9 protein-coding genes and 1 riboswitch are annotated in these 23,149 nt (G+C 69.3%); of the genes, 3 read left to right on the top strand and 6 right to left on the bottom strand.

Going from position 1 to position 23,149, the window contains the following annotated elements; translation table 11 throughout:
- The first annotated feature begins 71 nt into the window (after positions 1-71).
- The gene (locus ACF059_RS10045; protein WP_392054019.1) at positions 72-1,307 is read left to right on the top strand and encodes a GNAT family N-acetyltransferase; all 1,236 of its coding nucleotides are present in this window, start codon (positions 72-74) and stop codon (positions 1,305-1,307) included.
- 34 nt (positions 1,308-1,341) lie between these two features.
- On the opposite strand, the gene ACF059_RS10050 is transcribed toward ACF059_RS10045, so the two are convergent.
- Both ACF059_RS10050 and ACF059_RS10055 read right to left on the bottom strand, forming a co-directional pair.
- Positions 1,342-3,558, bottom strand: coding sequence for a germacradienol/geosmin synthase (locus tag ACF059_RS10050; RefSeq protein WP_392054022.1), 2,217 nt, complete (start codon positions 3,556-3,558; stop codon positions 1,342-1,344).
- Positions 3,559-3,794: 236 nt separating this feature from the next.
- Positions 3,795-8,048, bottom strand: coding sequence for a LamG-like jellyroll fold domain-containing protein (locus ACF059_RS10055; protein WP_392054025.1), 4,254 nt, complete (start codon positions 8,046-8,048; stop codon positions 3,795-3,797).
- Between the two features lie 472 nt (positions 8,049-8,520).
- Here ACF059_RS10055 and ACF059_RS10060 point away from each other — a divergent pair, with 472 nt between their 5' ends.
- Both ACF059_RS10060 and ACF059_RS10065 read left to right on the top strand, forming a co-directional pair.
- Entirely contained in the window at positions 8,521-15,723 is a 7,203-nt protein-coding gene (locus ACF059_RS10060) for a polymorphic toxin-type HINT domain-containing protein (RefSeq protein ID WP_392054028.1), read from the top strand.
- 3 nt (positions 15,724-15,726) lie between these two features.
- On the top strand, positions 15,727-16,341 hold the full coding sequence (locus tag ACF059_RS10065; protein WP_392054032.1) for a hypothetical protein: 615 nt from the start codon (positions 15,727-15,729) through the stop codon (positions 16,339-16,341).
- A 165-nt stretch (positions 16,342-16,506) separates the two neighbouring features.
- Here the strand turns inward: ACF059_RS10065 and ACF059_RS10070 are convergent, their stop codons facing one another.
- The 4 genes from ACF059_RS10070 to cobN form a co-directional block, all read right to left on the bottom strand.
- Positions 16,507-17,274, bottom strand: coding sequence for a tyrosine-type recombinase/integrase (locus ACF059_RS10070; protein ID WP_392054035.1), 768 nt, complete (start codon positions 17,272-17,274; stop codon positions 16,507-16,509).
- A 2-nt stretch (positions 17,275-17,276) separates the two neighbouring features.
- On the bottom strand, positions 17,277-17,942 hold the full coding sequence (locus tag ACF059_RS10075; protein WP_392054038.1) for a hypothetical protein: 666 nt from the start codon (positions 17,940-17,942) through the stop codon (positions 17,277-17,279).
- Between the two features lie 89 nt (positions 17,943-18,031).
- A complete protein-coding gene (locus tag ACF059_RS10080; protein ID WP_392054041.1) occupies positions 18,032-18,253 on the bottom strand; it encodes a replication initiator in 222 nt (73 codons plus the stop codon).
- A 457-nt stretch (positions 18,254-18,710) separates the two neighbouring features.
- On the bottom strand, positions 18,711-22,406 hold the full coding sequence (gene cobN / locus ACF059_RS10085; protein ID WP_392054044.1) for a cobaltochelatase subunit CobN: 3,696 nt from the start codon (positions 22,404-22,406) through the stop codon (positions 18,711-18,713).
- 32 nt (positions 22,407-22,438) lie between these two features.
- Positions 22,439-22,597, bottom strand: a riboswitch (cobalamin riboswitch).
- Positions 22,598-23,149: the final 552 nt, after the last annotated feature.

Below are 23,149 nucleotides of genomic sequence, written 5' to 3' on the forward strand. Positions count from 1 at the left end.
CGGCCGTCACGTCACCACATCGGGTAAATGTGAGGTGACCTGGTCGGCTATGACCGATTAGTCTCGTGATCATGGTGGACATCCGTGACGTGCCCGAGGCCGACATCGACCGCGCTCTGGAGCTCGCGTACCTCGTCTTCCACGACCGGCCGGAGAAGGAGGGCCGCGACCGACACCACGCGCTGCTCCTGGCGTGCGACCGGATCGGCGCCTACGACGGGGACGTCCTCGTCGGCTTCATGGCCGCGCACGACTTCCGGCTCTCCGTGCCCGGGGCGGACCCCCGCTGCCCCGGGCTCACCTTCGTCTGCGTCGCCCCCACCCACCGCCGCCGGGGCGTGCTCACCGGACTCATGAGCGAAATGCTGCGCCGCGCCGCGGCCGCCGGCAGCCCGCTCGCCGCCCTGTGGGCCTCCGAAGCCGCCATCTACGGGCGCTTCGGCTTCGGCGGCGCGACCACCGGCGTCACCATCGAGATCGACTCCACCCGGCCGCTGGCCCTGCGCATCGACCCGGACCGCCGGCCGCTCCAGCTCGTCGACCCGGCCGACGCCCCCGCCGTGATCGGGCCCTACCACGAGGCCGCCCGCACGGTCCGGGCCGGCCGCCCCACCCGCAGCGCCGAGCGCTGGCGCGAGGAGTGGCTGGCCGAACAGGACGAGGAGGACGAGGAGCTGAGCCCGCCGCGGATCATCACCCTCGGCGACCCGGACGAGCCGATCGCCGGATACGTGCTCTACCGCACCAAGCCCGCGGGCGAGGGCGGGTCCGCCCGCGCACACACCGGCCTGGTCCGCGTCGACGAGCTGGAGGCCGACACCCCGGCGGTCGCCGCCGCCCTGTGGGAGTGCCTGACCGCCCTCGACCTCACCCACAAGGTCTGCGCCTGGGGCCGCCCGGTCGACGACCCGCTGCTGCACTTCGCCGCAGACCGGGACCAGGTGCGCGTCACCGCCCAGTACCCGGCGCTGTGGCTGCGCCTGGTCGACGTGGGCGCGGCGCTGACCGCGCGGTCCTGGGCCGCGCCGGTCGACGTGGTGCTGGAGGTGCACGACGTACGGCTGCCCGCCAACGCCGGGCGGTTCCGGCTCCGGGCGGGGCCGGACGGGGCGACGTACGAACACGCGGACGCCGCCGCCGACCTGGCCCTGGACGTACGCGAGCTGGCCGCCTGCTACCTGGGCGGGACCCGGGTCGGCGACCTCGTCGCGGCCGGGCTGGTACGGGAGCACGCGCCCGGCGCGGCGGCGGCGCTGGACGCGGCCCTGCGTACGCCCGTACTGCCGCACACCGCCGACGAGTTCTGAGACCGGGCCCCCACCGCGACCCCTACGCCACCCCCTACGCCGGCAGGGAGATCCGGGCCGCCGACATGCCGAAGCCGGAGTCCCAGACGCCGGTCGACAGGGCGCCGGGGACGCGGTGCAGGTCCTCGGGGCGGTAACGGCGGATCTTCTGGTGCCAGTTGAGGATCCCGGCGTGCCAGTCCTTGAGCTCGTCCACGTACGCGTCCAGCGCGGTCCGCGCCTCGGCGCTCAGCTTCCAGTCGTCGTAGAGCAGCGGCAGCTGGGTGGCCACGATGTGCTCGAACTCCTCGGTGCGCTGGGTCATCAGCGCATGGCAGATGCTCAGCGCCTCCCGGTAGCCGATGTCGAAGAAGTTGCGGGTCACGAGGATGTAGTTGTGCACCTCGCCCTCGACCTCCACCTCCTTCTGGTAGGAGAAGATGTCGTTGATCATGCAGGCGGCGTCGGCGACGGCGTTCTCCAGCGAGCGGATGGTCCCCGAGGCGTAGATCTCCTCCGGGATGCCGCGGCCCTGGTGCTGGAGCCGGCACAGGTACATCGTGAGGTACGTGCCGAAGGTGCGGCGGCGCATCTCGGCGTAGTCGACCGGGTCCGGGATGCGGTTCTGGATCTGGTTGTCCACCTCCCACAGCCAGCTCTCCAGCATGTCGACCAGCGTCGCCCGGAACTCGGATCGCTGCGCGGCGGTCATGGGCGCGCTGGTGCGGACCCACAGATCGCCGAGGGAGCGCTCCATCGCGGTCACCGGCTCGGCCTGCTCCGCGTGGTCGACGGGGATCATCGCGATCAGGCGGGCGGTGGTCGCTTTGGCGGCCGGCAGGTTCCTGCCCTGCGCGAAGACCACCGGGTAGTAGTCGTCGCCGTACGTGCCCCAGGTCAGCCAGCTCGCGTTGAGGGCGAGCGCCTCCGGCGTGGCGTCCGGGTCGATGCCCGCCGAGCAGAGCGCGAAGTCGAAGCCGCGCAGCCTCTCCTCGGTCCAGATCGCCGAACCGGGGTCGCCGGGCTGGGGGTCCAGCAGGCCCATGCGCCGGGCCCAGGCCACCGACTCCTCGCGGGCGTACGCCAGATGGGGGCTGAGGGTGAGCCGGTGCGGCATGTAGACGTCGGGGATGACGGAGGGGCCGGTGTACTCGAAGGGCACGTGGGTGAAGGAGCGGCGGCGCATCTCCATCGAGCGCTGCGTGAAGACGGACCGCAGGTCGAGCGCGGTGGTGCCGAGGCCGGACGGCAGGAAGGGCAGGGTGAGCGGGGCGGTGGCCTTGGCCTCCTTGTTCATGTAGCGGCTGGAGACCATGTGCCACTCGTGGCCGCCGGACTGCCAGTCCTGCAGGCCCTTGGCGTAGGCGAGGACGGCCGCGATCTCCGCCGGGTCCAAGGCGTGGTCGGCGAAGAGCTGGGGGAGCTCCACGAGCGCGGTCTGCTCGAACTGCTGGAGCCGGGAGGTGAGCAGGTCGTTCGACGCGTCCGCGGCTTCCTGGGTGGTGCAACCGAGGAAGGTCTCCAACACCAGGACGGCGTTGGAGAGTTCGCCTTCGTCGGCGACCTCGCGTTCGTAGGAGAAGATGTCGTTCCTGATGTGCACGGCATCGGAGAACGCGTCGCGCAGGACGCCGAGCGCCCGGGAGTGGGCCACGCGGGCGGGCACCTCGGCGGAGACGTACTCGATGAGGCCGGCCGACCAGGGGGCGCCGCCGACCTTGCGGCGCATCTCGATGTATTCGAGCGGGTTCGCCACGCGCCCGATGTTGATGTTGGCGAGCTCCCACATCGATTCGTTGAGCAGGTTCTTCGTGGACAAGGAGAACCGTTCCCGCCAGTGCTCGGACATCGCGGGGACGGTCCGCTCCCACAGGTCCGCGAGGCCCGCCTCGACGGGGTTGGTGGGCTCGGGGAAACCGTCGGCCAGGTCCATCGGCATGAAGGCGGCGAGCCGGTCGAGGTACTCCTTGGCGCCGTCGCGGTCCTGCGAGCGCTTGTACATCTCCAGGAAGTGGTCGTCGAAGAAGAACACCCACACGTACCAGTCGGTGACCAGCGACAACGCCTCACTGTCGCAGTCGGGGTGGGTGTACGAGCAGAGCAGCGCGTAATCGTGGGAGTCGAGGTCGCTCTCCTCCCAGACGCCGGAACCTTCCAGCATTCCGAGGTCGCGCGCCCATCGCTTGGTGTGGACCCGGGCGTCCTCGTAATGGGGGTTCAGCCGCGCCGGGTAGGGCACGTAGAACTCCGGCAGTTGAAACGGCTGCGTCACGGCAGGGCCGGCCTTTCGTCCAGGGATGCGGGGCCCGTCGTCGTTCCGGCCCCCCGCACGAGATCAGCAGTGCCCTACCCCGGGCCGCCGCGGGATAAGGGCCGGTTCACCGCTTCAGGTGACCCAGAGGCCATTCCGCACCGCGGGGGCGCGCGGGGGGCTAGGGCAGGGGGGATGGAACGGCGGAGGCCGCCTCCCCGGGCGGGAAGACGGCCTCCGTGCGGTGCGGTGGGTGGTTACGGAGTGGGAACGGGGAGGGGCGCCGTACCGAGAAGGGGAACGGTCCAGCGCTGAGCCGGACTGGGATTGCAGTCCCAGAGCCCGAGCGGGGTCCCGGGTGTGGTGTTGAAGCTGCCGAGGTCGAGGCATCGACCTGAGGCGGGGTGGTAGATGCCACCGTCGGCCCGGGGCAGGTACTGCTGGCTGACGGCGCTGCCGTCGCAGGTGCGGAGCTCGATGAGAGTGCCGTTGGCCACACCGCCGTTGGATGCGTTGAGACACATGCCCTGGTTGCGGACGGTGCCGTCGTTGGCGACCTGGAACTGCTGGGCAGCGGTCCCGTTGCACCCCGCGATCTGGATCTTGTTGCCGTCCACCAGACGGTTGAAGTCGTTGTCCACGCAGTGGGCTGCGGCCTGAGTCAGATGGATGGGCCCGGCGGCCTGCGGGGCCGTGACGGGGGCGGCATAGGGGTAGACGGCGAGGTTGCTGATGCCGCCGCTGAACGGGGAGGCGGCGTATGCGCCGGAGTCCTTGAAACGGCCCAACTGGAAGGGGCCGACCGGGGCCGGGCTGGTGGACGCCTTGTGGTGGCCGGTGCCCGCCAGGGTGCCGTTGACGTACAGGCGCATGAGGCCGGTGGTCTCGTCGTAGACGGCGGTCAGCTGCTGCCAGGCGTTCAGCGTGATGGCGCTGGCGCTGTTGACCTCATTGGTCTCGTCGTACGGCCAGGGGTTCGTGTCGCCGTTGGCGATGGAGAACTGCCAGACCTTCGTGTTGTGGTTGGGGAAGAGCAGCAGCGAGCTGTTGTTCCCCAGGTCCTGGCTGAGGACGGCTCCGCCGAGTTCAGTGGCCTTGACCCAGGTGCTGATGGTGAAGCTCTTGCGGGTGTCGATGACGGGGCCGGCGGTGGTGGCGTACGAGCCGCCCGCTTTGCTGAACGCCGCGTAGGACGAGCTGCGGTAGCCGATGTTCTCGGCGGCGGGGAAGGTGATGTTGGTCGTCATGGCGGGGAAGTTGCCGACGGCGCTCGGGGTGGAGGCGCCGGTCTGATCCGTCAGCTTCCACTGCGCTTTGGGCATGTTGAGGTTGCCCAGGGTGACGGGGGTCGTGCTGACGCCGCTGGCGGCCGGGAAGGGCGTCGCGGTGCCCACGCCGTTGAAGGCGACGAGCTGCTGGTTGGTGTCGACGGCCCACAGGTCGGGGATGCCGTCGCCGGTCAGGTCACCCTCAGACCCGACCCGCGGATAGACCTTCGGGTCGATCTTGCCGGAGATGAGGCCTGCGGCCGGGTTGGTGAAGCCGGTGAGGTCGGGAGCCTGGGCCGTGCCCTTGACCGAGAAGGCGTGGAGGCTGCCGTCGGTCTTGGAACGGGCCCACAGGGTCGGGAAGTCGGTGCCCTGGGCGCGGCCGGGGGTGAGCAGGTCGTAGCCGGCCCACTTGGTGTCGTTGGCGGAGAGCAGGACGGCCTGGGGGGCGAGCGCGTTGAGTGCACCTGCGGTGCCCAGCCACAGGCGTCCGTTCTCGACGAACAGAAGGGACGTGGTGGGCAGCGTGTCCGCCGTGGCACCCGAATCACCGATGGGGGAACCCAAGGCCGCGATCTGGGTCACCTTGGACCAGTTGGTGACGCCGTAGCCGTGGGCCGCGCAGTCGATCGAGGCGCCGGTCGGGGTTACGCAGGTGCCCGGCTTCGTGATCGGCGCATTGGCCTGCCCGTCGAGGCGGCCGTAATTGTCATTGCTGTAGAGGTAGAGCTCGGGCTTGCCGGGCTCATGGGCGAAGAGGTCGTCGACGGTCTTGCGCCCCAGACTGCCCCGGTGGCTGATCTGGACGCCGTTCCAGTTGGGGGTGGCTCCTGGCGCCGCCTGGATGATCGCGTTGGGCGCGCCGTACGGGTCCTGGCCGCCTGCGATCGTGCGAAGGTTCCCGGCGGTGTCGGGGAGCAGGACATCGGGCTTGCGGTCGTTGCCGAGATCACCGAACACGGGCTTGCCCGCGTCGGGGTTGGACGGCGCGTAGTAGCTGTAGACGAACGGCTGCGACATGTTGCCGGCGTTGTCCTGGGTCTGCAGGTAGACGTAGTTGGTGCCCCACTGCTGGGGCGTGACCTTGACGGTGGCCTTACCGTCGGTCAGCTTGATCACGCCGGGATCGGTGCACTTCCAGCCGGTGGCGGCCACCTTGACGGGGTCGGTGGTCCACCGGGCGCAGGCCAGACCCGAGGTGCGGGTACCGGTCGCCGGGGCGGGATCGGCGCCGGTCAGGGTGAAGGTGCCCTCCTGGCCGGCGAGCTTCGGGTGTGCCCCGATGGTGCCGGAGGCGGGGAAGTCGGTGGAGCTGACGGTGGCGCTCGGCGGGGTGCGGTCGACGCGGAAGAAGCACCATTCACTGTCGGCGCTGGTCAGGAAGCCATCGGTGTTGCGGGCGTGCCAGCCGTACTGATGTCCGTCGATCAGTTGACCGGCATCGACGGTGACGGGGCCGCTGCTGCCGTTCCAGCCGGTCTCCTTGAGGTCGCTCTTCCCGCCGTTGTCATCGTCCCAGTAGATGAAGGCCGTCCACAGCGGGAGGCCCGTGGCTGAGTGGGTGTCGGCCGTGAAGGTGATGTTGTTGTTGGCGCCGACCCAGCCCGGGCTCTCCCAGGGGTAGGTGGTCCCGGGGGTGCGGCAGCCGGCGTAGGAGCCTGTGTCGGCGAAGCCGGGCGTCGGACCGGTGCGGGGTGACGACACCGTGGGCGTGATGTCGTACTCGACCACGATGCGGGGGCTGTTGTCGAACCGCTGACGGTAGTACTTCTCAGACTCGTTGTCGGGAGCGAGACCCACGGTGATGGTGGGCCACCTGTACTGGACCGCCTTCTTCACCAGATTCTTGACGTCGAAGGTGATGGTGCCGGACCCGGACATGGTGATGCCGGCTTCCTTCGAGCAGCCGCCCATGTGCGAGTTCTTGTCGCAGGGCTGCCGGTTCCAGCTGGTCGGGCTGCCGATGGCGCTGGTGGAGTACAGGCCCATCGGGGTCGGTGTGCTCGGGCTCGAGGAGGAGACCACGTTCGCCTCGAACCGGGCGCTGAGGACCTCGGCGCCGTAGAGCTGTGTGTTCACGCCGATCTGGAAATAGGCGCGGGTCCTGCCGATGCCCTCGCAGGGCGGGTTGCCCACGTAGTAGCCGCAGTAGCCGGTGGCGGGCCTGTCCTGCCCGTACTGCGTCCCGTTGAACTCGTTGGTGTCCGGGTACGCCTCCTGGACCTGGGACCAGGCCTGGTTGGCGTTGTCCAGGGTGGGTGCCCAGCCCGGATCGATGTACCAGGGGCCGGTGCCCTGGCCGAGCAGGTCGGCATTGGGGACGAGCTGGAGGCCGCGGTCGTCGACGGTCGTGGCGACCGGCTTCACGGCGGCGCCTTCGCCGGGGCCGTCGGAGCTCGACGCGGTCGAGGGCGCCAGAGGGATTTCCTCGGCTGGTGCGGACTGCAGGGCGAAGGCGCCCGCCGACTTCGATCGACCGGCGTCGGCGGCCGACCCGGAGCGAGCCGAGTCCCACATGACCGGGGTCGGGGCGGTGAAGCGGGCGCTGCCCTGGGCATCGACCGCCTGAAGGTTGCCGGCAACGTCGGCACTGACCGTCAGGCCGTCGGCCTCGATGGGGAACTGGAGCTTTCTGACGGCGGCGCTGGTGGCGGCCTCGGCGGTGTGAACGATCAGCACCTGGCGCCAGCCGCCGGCGAGGGTGGCGGTGAGTTCGAGGTCCACGCCCGGCAGGACGGACGGGTAGAGGGCGCTGTCACCGTTAAGCGTGGGCTTGGGCAGCGGGAAAGGCGCCTTGAGGGCCAACTTCTTGCCGTCGGCGGTCGTCATGGTCGCCATCGGACCGGTTCCGCCGCCGGAGAAGCCGAGCCGGGAAGGGACGGCTGTCGGAGCCACCGTGCCGTCGGCGGTGGTCCGCAGGGTCGCGTCGACCTGCTGCCAGCCTCCCGATGCGTTCTTCACCCGTTCCGGCGCGAGGGCCGTCTCCGTCGCGAGCGTCCCCTGCGGGGTGGCGAATGTCTGAGAACTGGCTGTCGTCAGCGCGTCGATGACGACCCGCTCGCCGCTGCTCTTCGCCTGAGCCTTGGCGGTGCTGATCGCCGAGGGGGGAGGAGTGGTGGGCATGGACCAGGACGTGTCGGCCGGTCCGTGGCCGCGTTCTTCGGCGGCGTATGCAGGAGGGCCGGTCAGCAGACCGGCCCCGAGAGCGACTACGGCGGCGCCGGCCAGGGTGATGGTGAGCATGCCGGGGGATTGGCGTCGGCCGAATTCCCCCGGATCGGAATGGCGTGAAAGGAATGCAGGCCTCAAGGCGGAGGTCCTCGCTGTCAGCGGTAAATGAAGTGAAGTCAGGGCACATTTCATCTCAATCTGCAAGCTTGTCAACAGCCTGTGTGGGTCCTGTGAAGAGGCAATGTCCGGTTCATGTCCCGAAACGCCATGTTGTCCCTGGGTGACATTGCTCATGGGGAGATTCTTAGAATCTCATTAGACTTCGAAATTCCCGCTCTATAAAGCGAGGTTAATCCGGACCGAGACGGTCCGGTCTTTCCTGTACCGGTTTCCTGGGGGGATCCTGTTGTCTCATCGGAGTCGCTTTGCCATGCGTTCGACGCGTGGCAGAGCACGGGTCGCGGTCGTTGCCGCACTCGCCGTTCTGGTTTCTGGACTGGGTCTTCCCGCAGTCCAGGCGGCTGACAAACCGCCAAAGGTGTGGGTGCCACCGAAGACCGCACTGCCCGGCGCGAAGCCGGTCAAGGGCTTGGACGCCAAGTCCTCGAAGGGCACGGCTCCGACTGCCAAGCCCTGGAAGCCCGCCCCGAAGTCGAAGGCCCCGGTCGGGGCCAGCCGGGTCGAGGTCGGATCCCGCTCCGATGCGAAGTCCGCTGCCGGGGCAGGGGCCGTCCAGGCGGGCGAGTTGCCCGTCTGGGTCGCACCCGGGAAGGACACAAAGGGCAAGGGCAAGGCCTTGCAGTCCGAGTCCACGGACTCCGCCTCGACCAGCAGCTCCGGCAGCCTCAGCGTCGAAGTCAAAGACGCTGCCAAGGCACGCACCGCCGGAGTGAACGGTGCGCTGATCACCCTCACCGAACCCGTCGGCGTTGCCGCGACGGGCAAGGTCGAGGTCGGTCTGGACGTGTCGGCATGGGCGAAGAGTGCCGGCGCCAACTGGGCCGACCGTGCCCGTCTGGTGCAGCTGCCCGCGTGTGCCTTGACGACGCCGGGTGCGGCCGGTTGCACCACGCGCACGCCCGTCGCCTCGCACCGGGACGCCTCAGGGCGCCTGGTCGCCCAGGTCGAGGTGGCGAAGAACTCGGTTGCTCCCAGCATGCTGCTGAAGTCGCAGCCTGCCGCCCAGGCCGGGTCCGCGGATGCCCCGCAGGTCATGGCTGCCCAGGGCGTGGCCCTCGCTGTGGAGCCCGGCCCGTCCGGCAACCTCGGCGACTACTCCGCGACGCCGCTCCTGCCGTCGGCCTCCTGGCAGGCCGGGGCGAACTCGGCGAACTTCACCTACGGCTACACGGCCGAGATCCCGTCGACGATCGCCGGAGCGGCGCCGAGCATGGTTCTCGGATACGACTCCTCCTCGATCGACGGCCGTACCGCGTCGACCAACGCCCAGGCCGGTCTGATCGGTGAGGGCTGGGACTGGCACCCCGGCTCGATCTCCCGCTCGTACAAGGGCTGCAAGGACGCCGGCATCAAGGACTCCGGCGACGAGTGCTGGGCCGGCGATATCCTCTCCCTCTCGATGGCGGGCCACGCCGGGCAGATCGTCCGTGACGACACCACCTGCGCGTACCGCCTGCAGGGCGACGACGGCACGAAGATCGAGCGTCTGACCGGCCAGCGCAACTCCGCCTGGAAGGGCGAGGGCTTCCGCGTCACCACCACAGACGGCACGCAGTACTACTTCGGAGCCAACCGCCTGCCCGGCGGTGACGGCACCGACCCGGAGGCCAAGTCGGTCTCCACGGTGCCCGTCTACTTCAACAGCGGCCAGGACAAGTGCCTCGGTGCCGACACACCGGCCAACAGCACGTACCAGCAGCTCGGCTGGCAGTGGAACCTCGACTACGTCGTGGACGCGCACCAGAACCTGAGCTCCTACCGCTACGAGCAGGAGGACAACTACTACGGTCGTGGCGGCGGCCAGAACAACGGCGACGGCACCCCGACCCTCTACCAGCGCGCCTCCTACCCGACCTGGATCGGCTACGGCCAGCGCCTGCCCGACCAGATCACGGCCAAGGGCAAGGCCAATACCGCAGCCCAGATCTGGCTGCGCTCCGCGGACCGCTGCTTCGAAGCGGGCGACGCCTGTGACCCCACGAAGCGCAAGACCAATCCCACGGCCTGGGGCGATACGCCGGTCGACCAGGAGTGCGCGTCCACCGGCCAGTGCCTCAACCTGTCGCCCACCTTCTTCACCACCAAGCGGCTGACGAAGATCGACACCGAGGTCCTGGGCACCGGCGGCTATCGCAACATCGACTCGTACACGCTGAAGCAGCGCTTCGAGGCGCCTGGTGACGGAACCTCCCCCACCCTCTGGCTCGAGTCCATCCAACGGAGCGCTACCAACGCGCGCACCCCGCTGACCGTGCCGCCCGTGCTGTTCGAGCCGCTGCAGATCCCCAACCGCGTCGACGGCGTGGTCAAGCGTCCCGACGGTACCGAGGCCAACACCTCCCGCTACAACCGGCCGCGCATCCAGACCATCACCACCGAGACCGGTGGCCGCATCAACGTGATCTACAAGGCCCCGGAGTGTTCGCGGGTCAACGGCACCATGCCGGCGGCCGACGACACCAACACCATGGCCTGCATGCCGGTCAAGTGGTACCTGCCCGGCCAGTCCTACCCGGACCCGGTCAACGACTGGTTCCACAAGGTCGTCGTCGAGTCCGTCACCCAGCAGGACATGGTCGCCGGCCAGGTCAGCACGGTGACCAACTACGAGTACGGCGGCGGCATCGCCTGGCACCGCAACGACTCCGAGTTCGCCGACCCCAAGACCCGTACGTGGGACCAGTTCCGCGGCTTCGCCACGGTCACCACCCGTACCGGAAGCGGCAACGCGTCCGAGGCGCCGCGCACCAAGTCGGTGGCGACCTTCCTGCGCGGCATGGACGGCGACGTCCTCGCCAACGGCACCAAGCGCAGCGTAAACGTCCCCGACGCGCACGGTGGCACCATCAAGGACGAGGAAGTCCTGTCCGGCTTCGTCCGCCAGACCGAGACCTACGACCGCGACGGCGGCACCGTCGTCGGCGACGAGGTGTCCACCCCGTGGCTCGGCGCCGTCACCGCCACGCGCGCCCAGTCCGGCGGCATGCCCGCGATCACGGCCCGCGCGCTGAACACCGGTAAGGTCGTCAGCCGTGCCAAGCTCGCCAACGGCACATGGCGCACGACCGAACGCACCTCGACGTACGACGACACGCTCTTCTCGCGGCCGCTCCAGGTCGACGACAAGGGCGACGTGTCCCGCACCGACCAGCGCATGTGCACCACCTTCGAGTACGCCACCGGCCCCGGAGGCGCACTCACCCAGCTCGCCTCCCGCACCCTGATCGTCACGGGCGCCTGCGGTCAGACCCCTAACTCGGCCAACACGGTCGGTGACACGCGCACCTACTACGACGACAAGGCGTACGGCCAGACCGGCGCGACCGCCGACCAGACCGGCACCGAGGTGCTGGAGAAGTACGACGACACGGGCAAGCCGGTCTACCGGCTCAACATGACGGCCTCGTACGACCCGTACGGCCGTCTCACCACCAGCACGAACAAGCTGCGAAAGGACGCTGCCCACCCGGACGGCGCGGTCACCAAGACCGAGTACAGGGCACTGCCCAACGCACTGCCCTACGAGGTCACTCACACCAACCCGCTGGGCTGGAAGACCATCACCACCCTCGACACCGGCCGTTCGCTGCCGATGAAGACGACCGACGAGAACAACCACGTGGCCGAGCGCGGCTACGACGCCCTCGGCCGTGTCACCACCATCTGGCAGCCGGGGCAGGACCGGACCGTCGACCCGCCGGTCCGCAAGTTCTCGTACGCCATGAACGGGACGAACGCGCCGACCAATGTTCTGAGCCAGGCGCTCATGAACGACGGCAGGTACATCAACAGCTACACGATCTACGACGGCCTCGGCCGCGTCCGCCAGACGCAGGCGTACACCCCGTCCGGCGTCTTCGGACGCATGATCACCGATGCCCTCTTCGACTCGCACGGCTGGCAGGTCAAGACCAGCGCGCCGTACTACAACAACGAGAAGGCTCCTGGCGGGGCGCTCTTCCTGCCTAACGGCGGGGTCAACCCCGACAGCAGGATTCCTTCCCAGACCGTCTCGGTCTTCGACGGTCTCGGCCGGACCACCGCTTCTGTGTTCCAGTCCTACGGGATCGAGCAGTGGCGCTCGAAGACCGAATACCCCGGCGCTGACGAGGTCCGGAACATCCCGCCAGCCGGCGGATACGCCACCGCCTCCGTCAGCAACGGCCTGACGTCCGTGGTGCGCCAGTACAAGGGCAATACGCCCACGGGTGACTATGACGAGACCACGTACGTCAGCAACACCCAGGGCAAGGAGCTGTCCCGCAAGGACTCCGCCGGCAACGAGTGGACCTTCGCCTACGACCTCCTCGGTCGTACGGTGAAGACCACCGACCCGGACTCGGGCACGGCGGAGACCGTCTACGACGACAGTAGGAACCTCGTCACGGTCAAGGACGCCCGCGGCAAGCAGGCCACGACCGTCAGCGACCTCCTCGGCCGCACGATCGCGACCTACGAGGGCGCGGCAGTCGACCCGGCCAAGCAGGTCGGTGCCTCCACCTACGACACCAAGGCGCTCGGCAAGCCGTCGACCAGCTCGCGCTTCGTCGGTGGTAAGTCGGGCAGCGAGTACGTCACCGAGGTCACCGGCTATGACAGCGGCTACCGGCCGCTCGGCACCAAGGTCACCGTCCCTGCCGTCGAAAAGGAGTTGCAGGGCACCTACGAGACGAAGAACACCTACGACAAGTACGGCCAGCTCAAGACCACGGTCCTACCGGCCATCGCGAAGGCCGGCCTCGGCGCGGAGACACTGACGTACGGAATCAACTCCGTCGGCAGCTTCACTTCGCTCGACGGCACCATCGGTTCCACGATGACGCCGTATGTCGTGGACATGCGCTACGACCCCTTCGGCAGGGCCATCCGCACCACAGTCGGTGACACCGGCCGACAAATCGTCTCGACCGTCGACTACGACGAGGCCACGGGCCGGCCGGTCCGGTCCACCCTCGACAAGCAGACCGCGGCCACGGCGAGCGTCGATGTACTCGACTACACCTACAACCGGGTCGGCCAGCTGACCTCGATCAGCAACACGCAGGACGGTACTGCCCGCGACCTGCAGTGCTTCACGACCGACTACCTCGGCCGGCTGACCCAGGCCTGGACCGACACCGGCACCACCACCACGGCGCCGCAGCCGAGCGTGCGCGGCATCGGCGGCTGCACCAACTCCACAGGCCCCAAGCTCGACGGGACCGGCAAGCCGAGTGTGGGCGGTCCGGCCCCGTACTGGCAGCAGTACGAGTACGACAAGATCGGGAACCGTACCAAGCTGGTGAAGAAGGACGTCACCGGCAACGCGGCCAAGGACACGACGGTCACCCAGACCTTCGGTGCCGGTCCCAACACGCCTTCCACCGACCCGAAGACGGGCGGCGGTACGGGCGGTCCGCACGCGTTGATGGCCTCCACGCAGACCAGCAGCACGGGCACCACGGTCACCTCGTACACGTACGACGCGACCGGTAACACCGCCTCGATCACCAGCACCCCGGGCACCAAGACCCTGGCCTGGAACGACCAGGGCAAGATCGACAAGATCACCGGTACCGGTGAGAGCGGTGGCACCAGCTACCTCTACGACACCGGCGGCAATCAGCTCATCCGCCGCGAGCCCGGTAAGACGACGCTCAACCTCGGCACGGACCAGATCACTCTGGACACCGCCACCACCAATGTCTCCAACGTCCGTACGTACACTGCGCCCGGCGGACTGTCCGTCACCCGCACCACGACCGCCGGCGTCTCGTCGCTCGCCTACCAGTCGTCGGACCACCACGGCACGAACGGCGTGCAGTTCAACGCCACGGACCTGGCCCAGGTCCGTCGTCCCGCGGACCCGTTCGGCAACGAGCGCGGCACCCAGCCGTCGCCGGGGGCCTGGGCCGGAGACAAGGGCTTCGTCGGCGGTACCAAGGAGAAGTCCACCGGCTTCACCCTCTTGGGCGCCCGTGAGTACGACCCCACGACGGGCCGGTTCATCAGCCCCGACCCGATCATCGACGGTGGCGACCCGCAGCAGTGGAACGCGTACGCCTACTCCAACAACGATCCGATCAACAAGTCGGACTCGACCGGCCTCAAGGTCTACTGCGACAACTTCTCCTCCTGCGCCACGAACACCCACACGGGCAACACCAACGACGCCGCGGCGACTCAGTACAGCGGAAGCGGCAGCAGCAGCAACTTCAACCCCGTGGAGGAGACCACCCACGAGCTCAACAAGGCCAAGAAGAAGCGCGATGAACTGAAGCACGCCGTGATCGATCTGGTCATGGACCTGATCGGCTACAACGATGCGCGTGACTGCTTCACCAAGGGCGACGTCATGGCGTGCATCAACACGGCGCTCAATGCGGTTCCCTGGGGCAAGCTGGCCAAGGCCATCAAGATCGGCATCAAGGCCTTCAAGATCTACAAGGAGCTCAACAAGGCCTACGACGCGGTCAATGCCGCCGAGCGTAAGGCCTCCAAGGCCATGGAGGCCTTCACCAAGGCCAAGAAGGCCGAGGACGAGGCGTCCGCTGCAGCGGCTCAGGCACGAAAGGCCGGGGACCAGAAAGCAGGGTCCGAGACAGCCACCGACAGCGCCGGTACAGAATCCAAGGCCGGCAGAGGCGAGGCCGACGCCGAGGCGAGCGGCGGGGGAGCGGAAGCCCGCGCAGCCGACTCCGAGGCCGGAGCCGCGTGCGCCGTCAAGAGGAACAGCTTCCCCACGGGCGCGCGCGTCGCCATGGCCGACGGCACGACCAAGGCCATCGAGGACGTCCAGGTAGGCGACAAGGTCCTGGCCACGGACCCGCAGACCGGTGAAACCGAAGCCAAGACGGTCACGGCCACCATCACCACGCCGGATGACAAGGAGTTCACGGACCTCACCCTCACCGACGACGCGAACCCCCGCGGCCCGCCGGCCACCCTCACCTCCACCTCACACCACCCGCACTGGAGCGAGACCCGCCGCCAGTGGCTCGACGCCGGCGAATTCGCCGAGGGCGAGCGGCTCCGCCAGCCCGACGGCTCAACCCTGACCGTCCGGGCAACCCGCGATTACCCGCTCGCCGTCACCACGCACAACCTCACCGTCGACGACTTCCACACGTACTATGTGCTGGCGGGCGGTACGCCGGTCCTCGTTCACAACTGCGGCGTCGGGACTCAAGACGATGCAATGCTGGCCTTGGACCGCGCGGAAGAGCTCAATTCAACCCGCGGCTACAATTCGGCCACCACGGCGGTGATCGGTGTATTCAATTCAAAGACAAAGGCATACTCGATCCGCATCGGAATCAATGGTGATGGCGCCATGCCGGCATCGTGGACCCTGCGACAAGGTGAAGAATTCGTTCGCGGGGCAGGGCATGCCGAGGAGACCATCCTCAATAGTCTGGCGGCCCACGAACACCCAGTATTCGGTGCCGCCTCACGGAACTTCTGTGTGGGCACTTGCAGCCCGATGCTCAATGATCATGTATTTGGCATGACGCTAGGTGGAAAGGGATTTCGAGGGCATCAACCACAAAACTCGGAGTACACCATCTTCTGGGGTAGCGGAGACTGAATCATGACGCAGAAAGATCCCGGGGCGGGGCCCCTCTCGAATCCGTCCGAAGCATGCCTGCGAGTCGCGGCAGCTGCGATTGCGGAGCGCGGGTCCGCATTCTTTCGAGTGCTCGGACCCGAGGAGGAACTTGAGTGGCTCGAATCTTCCCTCGCGCTGATCTGGGCTGCAGCATCTGGTGAGGATGTCACTGATGAATGCGCCGAAGCGTTGGACGAGCTAGGGGAAGAATCGCAAGCGGATCAAGTTGATTCCTCCTACCCGGAGTTTTTCGCCGCCCGGTCCCTGGAGCTGGTTGGCAACGCGATGGTGACTGCACTACGCCCGGCGTCAGAGCGAGTGAATGCCTCCTCTGTCATCCTGAGGGAAATGCTGTCTATCCTCGATTTCAGGCTGGGGGGGAGTAAGACCGTAATCACCCGATACGGTGACCCTGCCCCTCCGCTGGGCCCGCTTGAGAGCCGGGAAGTTCAGGAAGAGCAAATCGTGCTGGATGTCCAGTCGACCGCAGGAGGATTCGACCGCGAAAGTGTCGACCACATAAAAGAGCAGGCAGTCCGTTTTGCTGCGGAAGTGATTCCGCATATTCGAGACTGCTTCGACATTGATGCCACGTAGGCTGCCGAACAGATTTCCGTTTTCTGATTTAGCTGTCGAGGCGATGTAACGCCTTCCAAAGTACACAGCTGGAATTCTTGCTGTACGAGCAGGAGCCCTGCTGAGGGAAACCTCGGCGGGGCTCCTGATGCGTTTGACGGCAACGGTGACGGCAACGTCAGCGGACTACGGCTGCTGTGTGCGGATCGTCGGACCCCTGGTCGGTCGGGCCGAGGCGTTGCTGAGGGTGTCGATGGCCTGGCGTTGGAGGCTGAGCCTTACGTGAGCGTAGACGCCGGCGGTGACGCCTATGTGGGCGTGGCCGAGGAGTTCCTTGATGACAACGAGGTCGACGCCCTGTTTCAGAAGCAGTGTCGCGGTCGAGTGGCGGAGGTCGTGGAAGCGGATGCGGCGGAGCCCGGCCCGGTCGAGGCAGGTGCGGAACCCGCGGGCGAGGTTGGCCGGGTCGAGAGGCTGGCCAGTCGGCGTGGTGAAGACGAGGCCGCTGTCTCTCCAGCCCGGTCCTGCCGTCGCGCGTTCCTTGTGCTGCCGTTCCTTGTGTTCCTTGAGGAAGTGGAGGCATTCGGCCGGTAGAGCGATACGGCGTTCGGAGGCGCGGGTCTTGGTCGGCAGGTGGGTGAGGCCGCCGGTGCGGGTGCGCTGGAGGGAGCGGCGGATGGTGGCGGTGCCTGCGTTGAGGTCGAGGTCTTCCCAGCGGAAGCCGAGGAGTTCGCCTCTGCGGAGGCCGGTGCGCAGGGCGAGTTCGTACAGTGCGTGGAGCCGGTCGGCCCGGGCCGCTTGCAGGAGCTGGAGTGCCTCGGCGGCAGTGAGCGGCCGGAAGCGCCTCGGGCGTGGTGCGGTGCTTTGGACGTTGCGGGCGACGTTTCGGGGCAGTTCGTCTTCGCGGACTGCATGTTCCAGCGCCGACTTGAGCACCGAGTGCACGTACGTCACGGTCAAGAGCGACAGCCGCTTCTGGCAGCACTCGCCGAGCGCGCAGCACCTCTTCCGTTCCGCATCCAGCCCCTAGGCGCAGCATTGGCAGGTAGTACGGAGGCGGTCGAGGAAGGTGCGACGTCCTTGGGGGTGAGCCGCGCGACCTTATTGGTGCCGAGGCCCGGGATGAGGTGAAGGCGGACGCAGGTGGCGTAGCGGGTGTGGGTGTTCTCGCGGAGCCGGTGGACGGCGACGCCGTTCAGCCAGTAGGTCAGGTAGTTGCCCACGGTGCTGTCGGCGCTGGCAACGGGGAGACCGCGGTTGCTGTCGGCGATCTTCTCGGTGAGTTTGTCGGCCGCTTCCCTGCCGGTGGTGCCGTAGACACGGACGCGTTTGCGGCTACCGTCGGCGGCGAGGACGTAGCCGGCGGCTTCCCAGCGGCCGTCCTTGCGCTGGTTGATGGTGCCTTCGCCGTTGGCGCGGGCTTTCCTGTACTTGGACGCGGTCATCGGGCGGTCTCTTCCAGGTGGCGCTGGACGTAGTCCTTTCAGGGCGTGGGTGCGGATGCGGCGGGCGCGGCCGATGGTCAGGGAGGCGAGGCGGCGGGTGCGCAGGAGGTCGTAGAGGGCGGAGCGGCGGATCTTGAGGCGCGCCACGGCCTCGGGGACGGAGGAGTTCGTCGTCACGCACTGGCTGTCACCGTCTCTGCTCGCGTCGGGCCGCCGCCGATGAGGGCGGCGAGGCGTTCGAGGTCGGGGGTGAGGCCGGTGCCGTCTTAGGCCCAGTGCGCGAGGACGAGGGTGGGCGGGGAGGCCGGAGGGGCGTGGCCGCGGTGCCAGGCGGCGCGGGCGGCCCGGAGGGCGCCGAGGGTGGTGGAGTAGGCGCGGGTCTTGGTGGAGAAGTGGCCACGGAAGCCGAGCATGTGGGCCCACTTGCGCAGATTCAGGTGGTTGTCGGGCCATCCCTCCGGGACGGTGAGGAGTCCGTCGTCACGCACGAGTCGCCACCGCCTGTTCGCGCGTCGGACCGCCACCGATGAGGGTGGCGAGGCGTTCGAGGTCGGGGGCGAGGCCGGTCCAAAGGGGTGGTTCGGCTTAGGGCCGAGGGGACCGCAGGAGGGGGACCCATGGCCATTTATCTGGCTCAAGGTGCTCGACAAGGCGTGGGCCGGCAAGTCGCTTGCCGAGGTGCTCGCGGGTCCCGTGGGCGCGCTCAGGGGGTCACCCACAAGAGCGGTGAGCTGCTGCGGGGCGTTCGGGGTCAAGGCCGTCGCCGATTTGCGGGCAGTCGTAGAACGTGCGGTGGGTACAGACGCTTGGCGTGCTGTGACGGACCGGCAAGGGGTAGTGGGCCGGTTCGGTCGTGTGCTTGGGGGCGGGGGAGTCGGGCGCATGCGAAAGGCGTCCCCCTCCCCGTGGCGGGTGAGGGGGACGGCCTTGGGATGGTGAGCCGGCTTAGTCGGACTCGCCCTCGAGGTTGCCCTCCGTCTCCAGGTAGACCTGGCGGAGGGATTCGAGGATCTGGGGGTCCGGCTTTTCCCACATGCCGCGGGACTCGGCCTCCAGGAGGCGTTCCGCGATGCCGTGCAGGGCCCAGGGGTTGGCCTCCTCCAGGAAGGCGCGGTTCTCCGGGTCCAGGACGTAGGTCTCGGTGAGCTTGTCGTACATCCAGTCCGCCACCACGCCCGTCGTGGCGTCGTAGCCGAAGAGGTAGTCGACCGTGGCCGCGAGTTCGAAGGCGCCCTTGTATCCGTGGCGGCGCATCGCCTCGATCCACTTCGGGTTGACCACGCGGGCGCGGAAGACGCGCGAGGTCTCCTCGACCAGGGTGCGGGTCTTGACCGTCTCCGGGCGGGTGGAGTCACCGATGTACGCCTCGGGGGCCGTGCCGCGCAGGGCGCGGACCGTGGCCACCATGCCACCGTGGTACTGGAAGTAGTCGTCCGAGTCCGCGATGTCGTGCTCGCGGGTGTCCGTGTTCTTCGCGGCCACGGTGATGCGCTTGTAGGCCGTCTCCATCTCGTCGCGGGCCGGGCGGCCTTCGAGGCCGCGGCCGTACGCGTAGCCGCCCCAGACCGTGTAGACCTCGGCCAGGTCCGCGTCCGTACGCCAGTCGCGGCTGTCGATCAGCTGGAGGATGCCGGCGCCGTACGTGCCCGGGCGCGAGCCGAAGATACGGGTCGTCGCGCGGCGTTCGTCGCCGTGGGAGGCCAGGTCCGCCTGGGCGTGGGCCCGGATGAAGTTGTCGGACGCCGGCTCGTCGAGCGAGGCCGCGAGGCGGACCGCGTCGTCCAGCAGGCCGATGACGTGCGGGAACGCGTCGCGGAAGAAGCCCGAGATGCGCAGGGTCACGTCGATGCGGGGACGGCCCAGCTCGGCGAGCGGGATGGCTTCCAGGCCGGTCACGCGGCGCGAGGCCTCGTCCCAGACGGGGCGCACGCCGAGCAGGGAGAGGGCCTCCGCCACGTCGTCGCCCGAGGTGCGCATCGCGCTCGTGCCCCACAGGGACAGGCCGACCGAGGCCGGCCACTCGCCGTTGTCCGTGCGGTAGCGGGTCAGGAGGGACTCCGCGAGGGCCTGGCCCGTCTCCCACGCCAGGCGGGAGGGGACGGCCTTCGGGTCCACGGAGTAGAAGTTGCGGCCCGTCGGCAGGACGTTGACCAGGCCGCGCAGCGGCGAGCCGGAGGGGCCGGCGGGGACGAAGCCGCCGTCCAGGGCCGAGACCACGTGGGCGATCTCGTCCGTCGTCCCGGCCAGGCGCGGGACGACCTCGCGCGCCGCGAAGGTCAGGACGTCCGTCACCGACTGCGGGTGGCCCGCCGTGACCGAGGCCACGGCGTCGAGGGACCACTGCGCGTCCTCCATCGCCTGGACCAGGGCGCGGGCCTGCTCCTCGATGGCGTCCGCCGAGGTACGGGTGGCCGCGGACTCGTCCAGGCCCAGCGCCTCGCGCAGGCCCGGAAGGGCCGTCGTGCCGCCCCAGATCTGGCGGGCGCGCAGGATGGCGAGGACCAGATTGACGCGGGCCGGACCGGTCGGGGCGCCGCCCAGGACGTGCAGGCCGTCGCGGATCTGGGCGTCCTTGACCTCGCACAGCCAGCCGTCGACGTGGAGCAGGAAGTCGTCGAAGCCGTCGTCGTCCGGGCGTTCGGCCAGACCCAGGTCGTGGTCGAGCTTCGCGGCCTGGATGAGGGTCCAGATCTGGGCGCGGATGGCCGGGAGTTTGGCCGGGTCCATCGCGGAGATCTGGGCGTACTCGTCCAGGTGCTGCTCCAGGCGTGCGATGTCGCCGTACGACTCCGCGCGCGCCATCGGCGGTACGAGGTGGTCGACCAGGGTGGCGTGCACGCGGCGCTTGGCCTGGGTGCCCTCGCCCGGGTCGTTGACCAGGAACGGGTAGATGAGGGGCAGGTCGCCGAGCGCGGCGTCGGGCGCGCAGGACGCCGAGAGGCCGGCGTTCTTGCCCGGGAGCCATTCGAGGTTGCCGTGCTTGCCCAGGTGGATCATCGCGTCGGCACCGAAACCGCCGTCGTGGGCGCCGGCCTGGATCCAGCGGTAGGCCGCCAGGTAGTGGTGCGACGGGGGGAGGTCCGGGTCGTGGTAGATCGCGATCGGGTTCTCGCCGAAGCCGCGCGGCGGCTGGATCAGGATGAGGAGGTTCCCGCGGCGCAGCGCGGCCAGGACGATGTCGCCCTCCGGGTTGGCGGAGCGGTCGACGAACATGTTGCCGGGGGCCTCGCCCCAGTGCTCCTCGACGCTCTCGCGCAGGTCGGCGGGGAGCTCGGCGAACCAGCGCTTGTAGTCGGCGGCCGGGATGCGGACCGGGTTGCGGGCCAGCTGCTCCTCGGTGAGCCAGTCCTGGTCGTGGCCGCCGGCCTCGATCAGGGCGCGGATCAGCTCGTCGCCGTCGCCGGAGACCAGGCCGGGGATCTCGGGGACGGGGCCGAAGTCGTAGCCCTCGGCGATGAGCGTGCGCAGCAGTTCGACGGCGCTGGCCGGGGTGTCCAGGCCCACCGCGTTGCCGATGCGGGAGTGCTTGGTGGGGTACGCCGACAGGACCAGGGCGATCTTCTTGTCGCGGCGGTCGATGTGGCGCAGGCGGGCGTGGCGTACGGCGATGCCGGCGACGCGGGAGGCGCGCTCGGGGTCGGCCACGTAGGCGGGGAGGCCGTCCTCGTCGATCTCCTTGAAGGAGAACGGGACGGTGATCAGGCGGCCGTCGAATTCGGGTACGGCGACCTGGGTGGCGGCGTCGAGGGGGGAGAGGCCCTCGTCGTTCTCCTCCCAGGTACCGCGGGAGCCGGTCAGGCACAGGGCCTGGAGGATCGGCACACCGAGCGCGGCGAGCGCGCCCGCGTCCCAGGACTCGTCGTCGCCGCCGGCGGAGGCGGTGGCGGGACGGGTGCCGCCGGCCGCGAGGACGGTGGTGATGATCGCGTCCGCGGACTCCAGGGCCTGGATGAGCTCGGGCTCCGGGGTGCGGAGGGAGGAGACGTAGAGGGGGAGCGGCTCGGCGCCGTGGGCCTCGATGGCGTCGCACAAGGCGTGGACGAAGGCGGTGTTGCCGCTCATCTGGTGGGCGCGGTAGTAGAGGACGGCGACCTTGGGGGTGGGGGCCGCCGTGGTGGTGCCGGGGGTGGTGCCCGTGCCCGTGGTGGAGGCCGTGCCTGTGGTGGGGGCCGTGCCTGTGCTTGGGGCGGGTGCCGGGCGGTCCAGGGGGCCCCAGGTGGGGGAGGCGGCGGGGGGTTCGAAGCCGTGGCCGGTGAGCAGGACGGTGTCCGAGAGGAACCGGGCCAGCTGGTCGAGGTTGGCCGGGCCGCCGTGCGCGAGGTAGCCGTGGGCCTCGGCCGCGATGCCGATCGGGACCGTGGAGGCCTCCATCAGCTGGGCGTCCGGGGCCTGTTCTCCGGTGAGGACCACCACGGGGCGGCTCTGGCCGGGGGCGAGGAGGACGTCGAGGCCCTCCTGCCAGGCGCGGAGTCCGCCGAGGAGGCGTACGACGACCAGGTCGACTCCGTCGAGGAGTCCGGGGAGGTCGTCGAGAGGGAGGCGGGAGGGGTTCGCGAACCGGTACGGGACGGGGGCGTCAGCCGTGTTCGCGGCGCGAGCGCTGAGCAGATCGGTGTCGGACGTCGACAGCAGCAGGATCATGCGGCGGCAGGCCTTCCTCGGGGTTTCCGCGCCCCGGGCAGTGAGGACAGCGGGAGTTCCTGACTTGCCCGGCGGTGTGGCTCTGCCGGGTTCACAGTGGCGGGACCGCGCCGGAATCTCACCGGGCTTCCTCCCATGTCGCCGTCCTCGGCGACGGCGGGCCGTGTGGTCCGCCGGAAGGTCATCTTAGGGCGTGAGTTTGTGCAGGCCGGGCCGGGGTGGGCGTGGGCGGGGGCGGGTGGGGGTCGGGGGCTTTGCCGGGGGTGGCGCTGGAGGTGTTGGCGCGGCGCCGTTGCCGGGGCTCTGCCCCGGGCCCCGCGCCTCAAACGCCGGCGGGGCTGGTGTGGGTGGCGGGGCGGGAGTGGGCGGCGGAGCTGGAGTGGGCGGCGGAGCTGGATGGGCGGGGCTTTTCCCGGGCCCCGTAGGCGGGGGGGTGGGGGCCGCGCCTCGGTTGGTGGGGGCGGGAGGGGCTTTGCCGGGGGTGGCGCTGGGGGTGTTGGCGCGGCGCCGTTGCGGGGGGGGGGCCCCCCCCCCCCGGCCCCCGACCCCGCCCCGGGGGGGGGGGGGGGGGGGGGGGGGGGGGGGGGGGGGGGGGGGGGGGGGGGGGGGCTGGATGGGCGGGGCTCTGCCCCGGGCCCCGCGCCTCAAACGCCGGCGGGGCTGGAGTGGGCGGCGCGGGGTGGAATCGCGGTGGGGGAGTGCTGGTGGTGGGGGTGGATTGGCTGGTGGGGGTGGAGGCGGGG

This window comes from Streptomyces sp. NPDC016562 (assembly GCF_043076955.1).
Classification (GTDB): Bacteria; Actinomycetota; Actinomycetes; order Streptomycetales; family Streptomycetaceae; genus Streptomyces.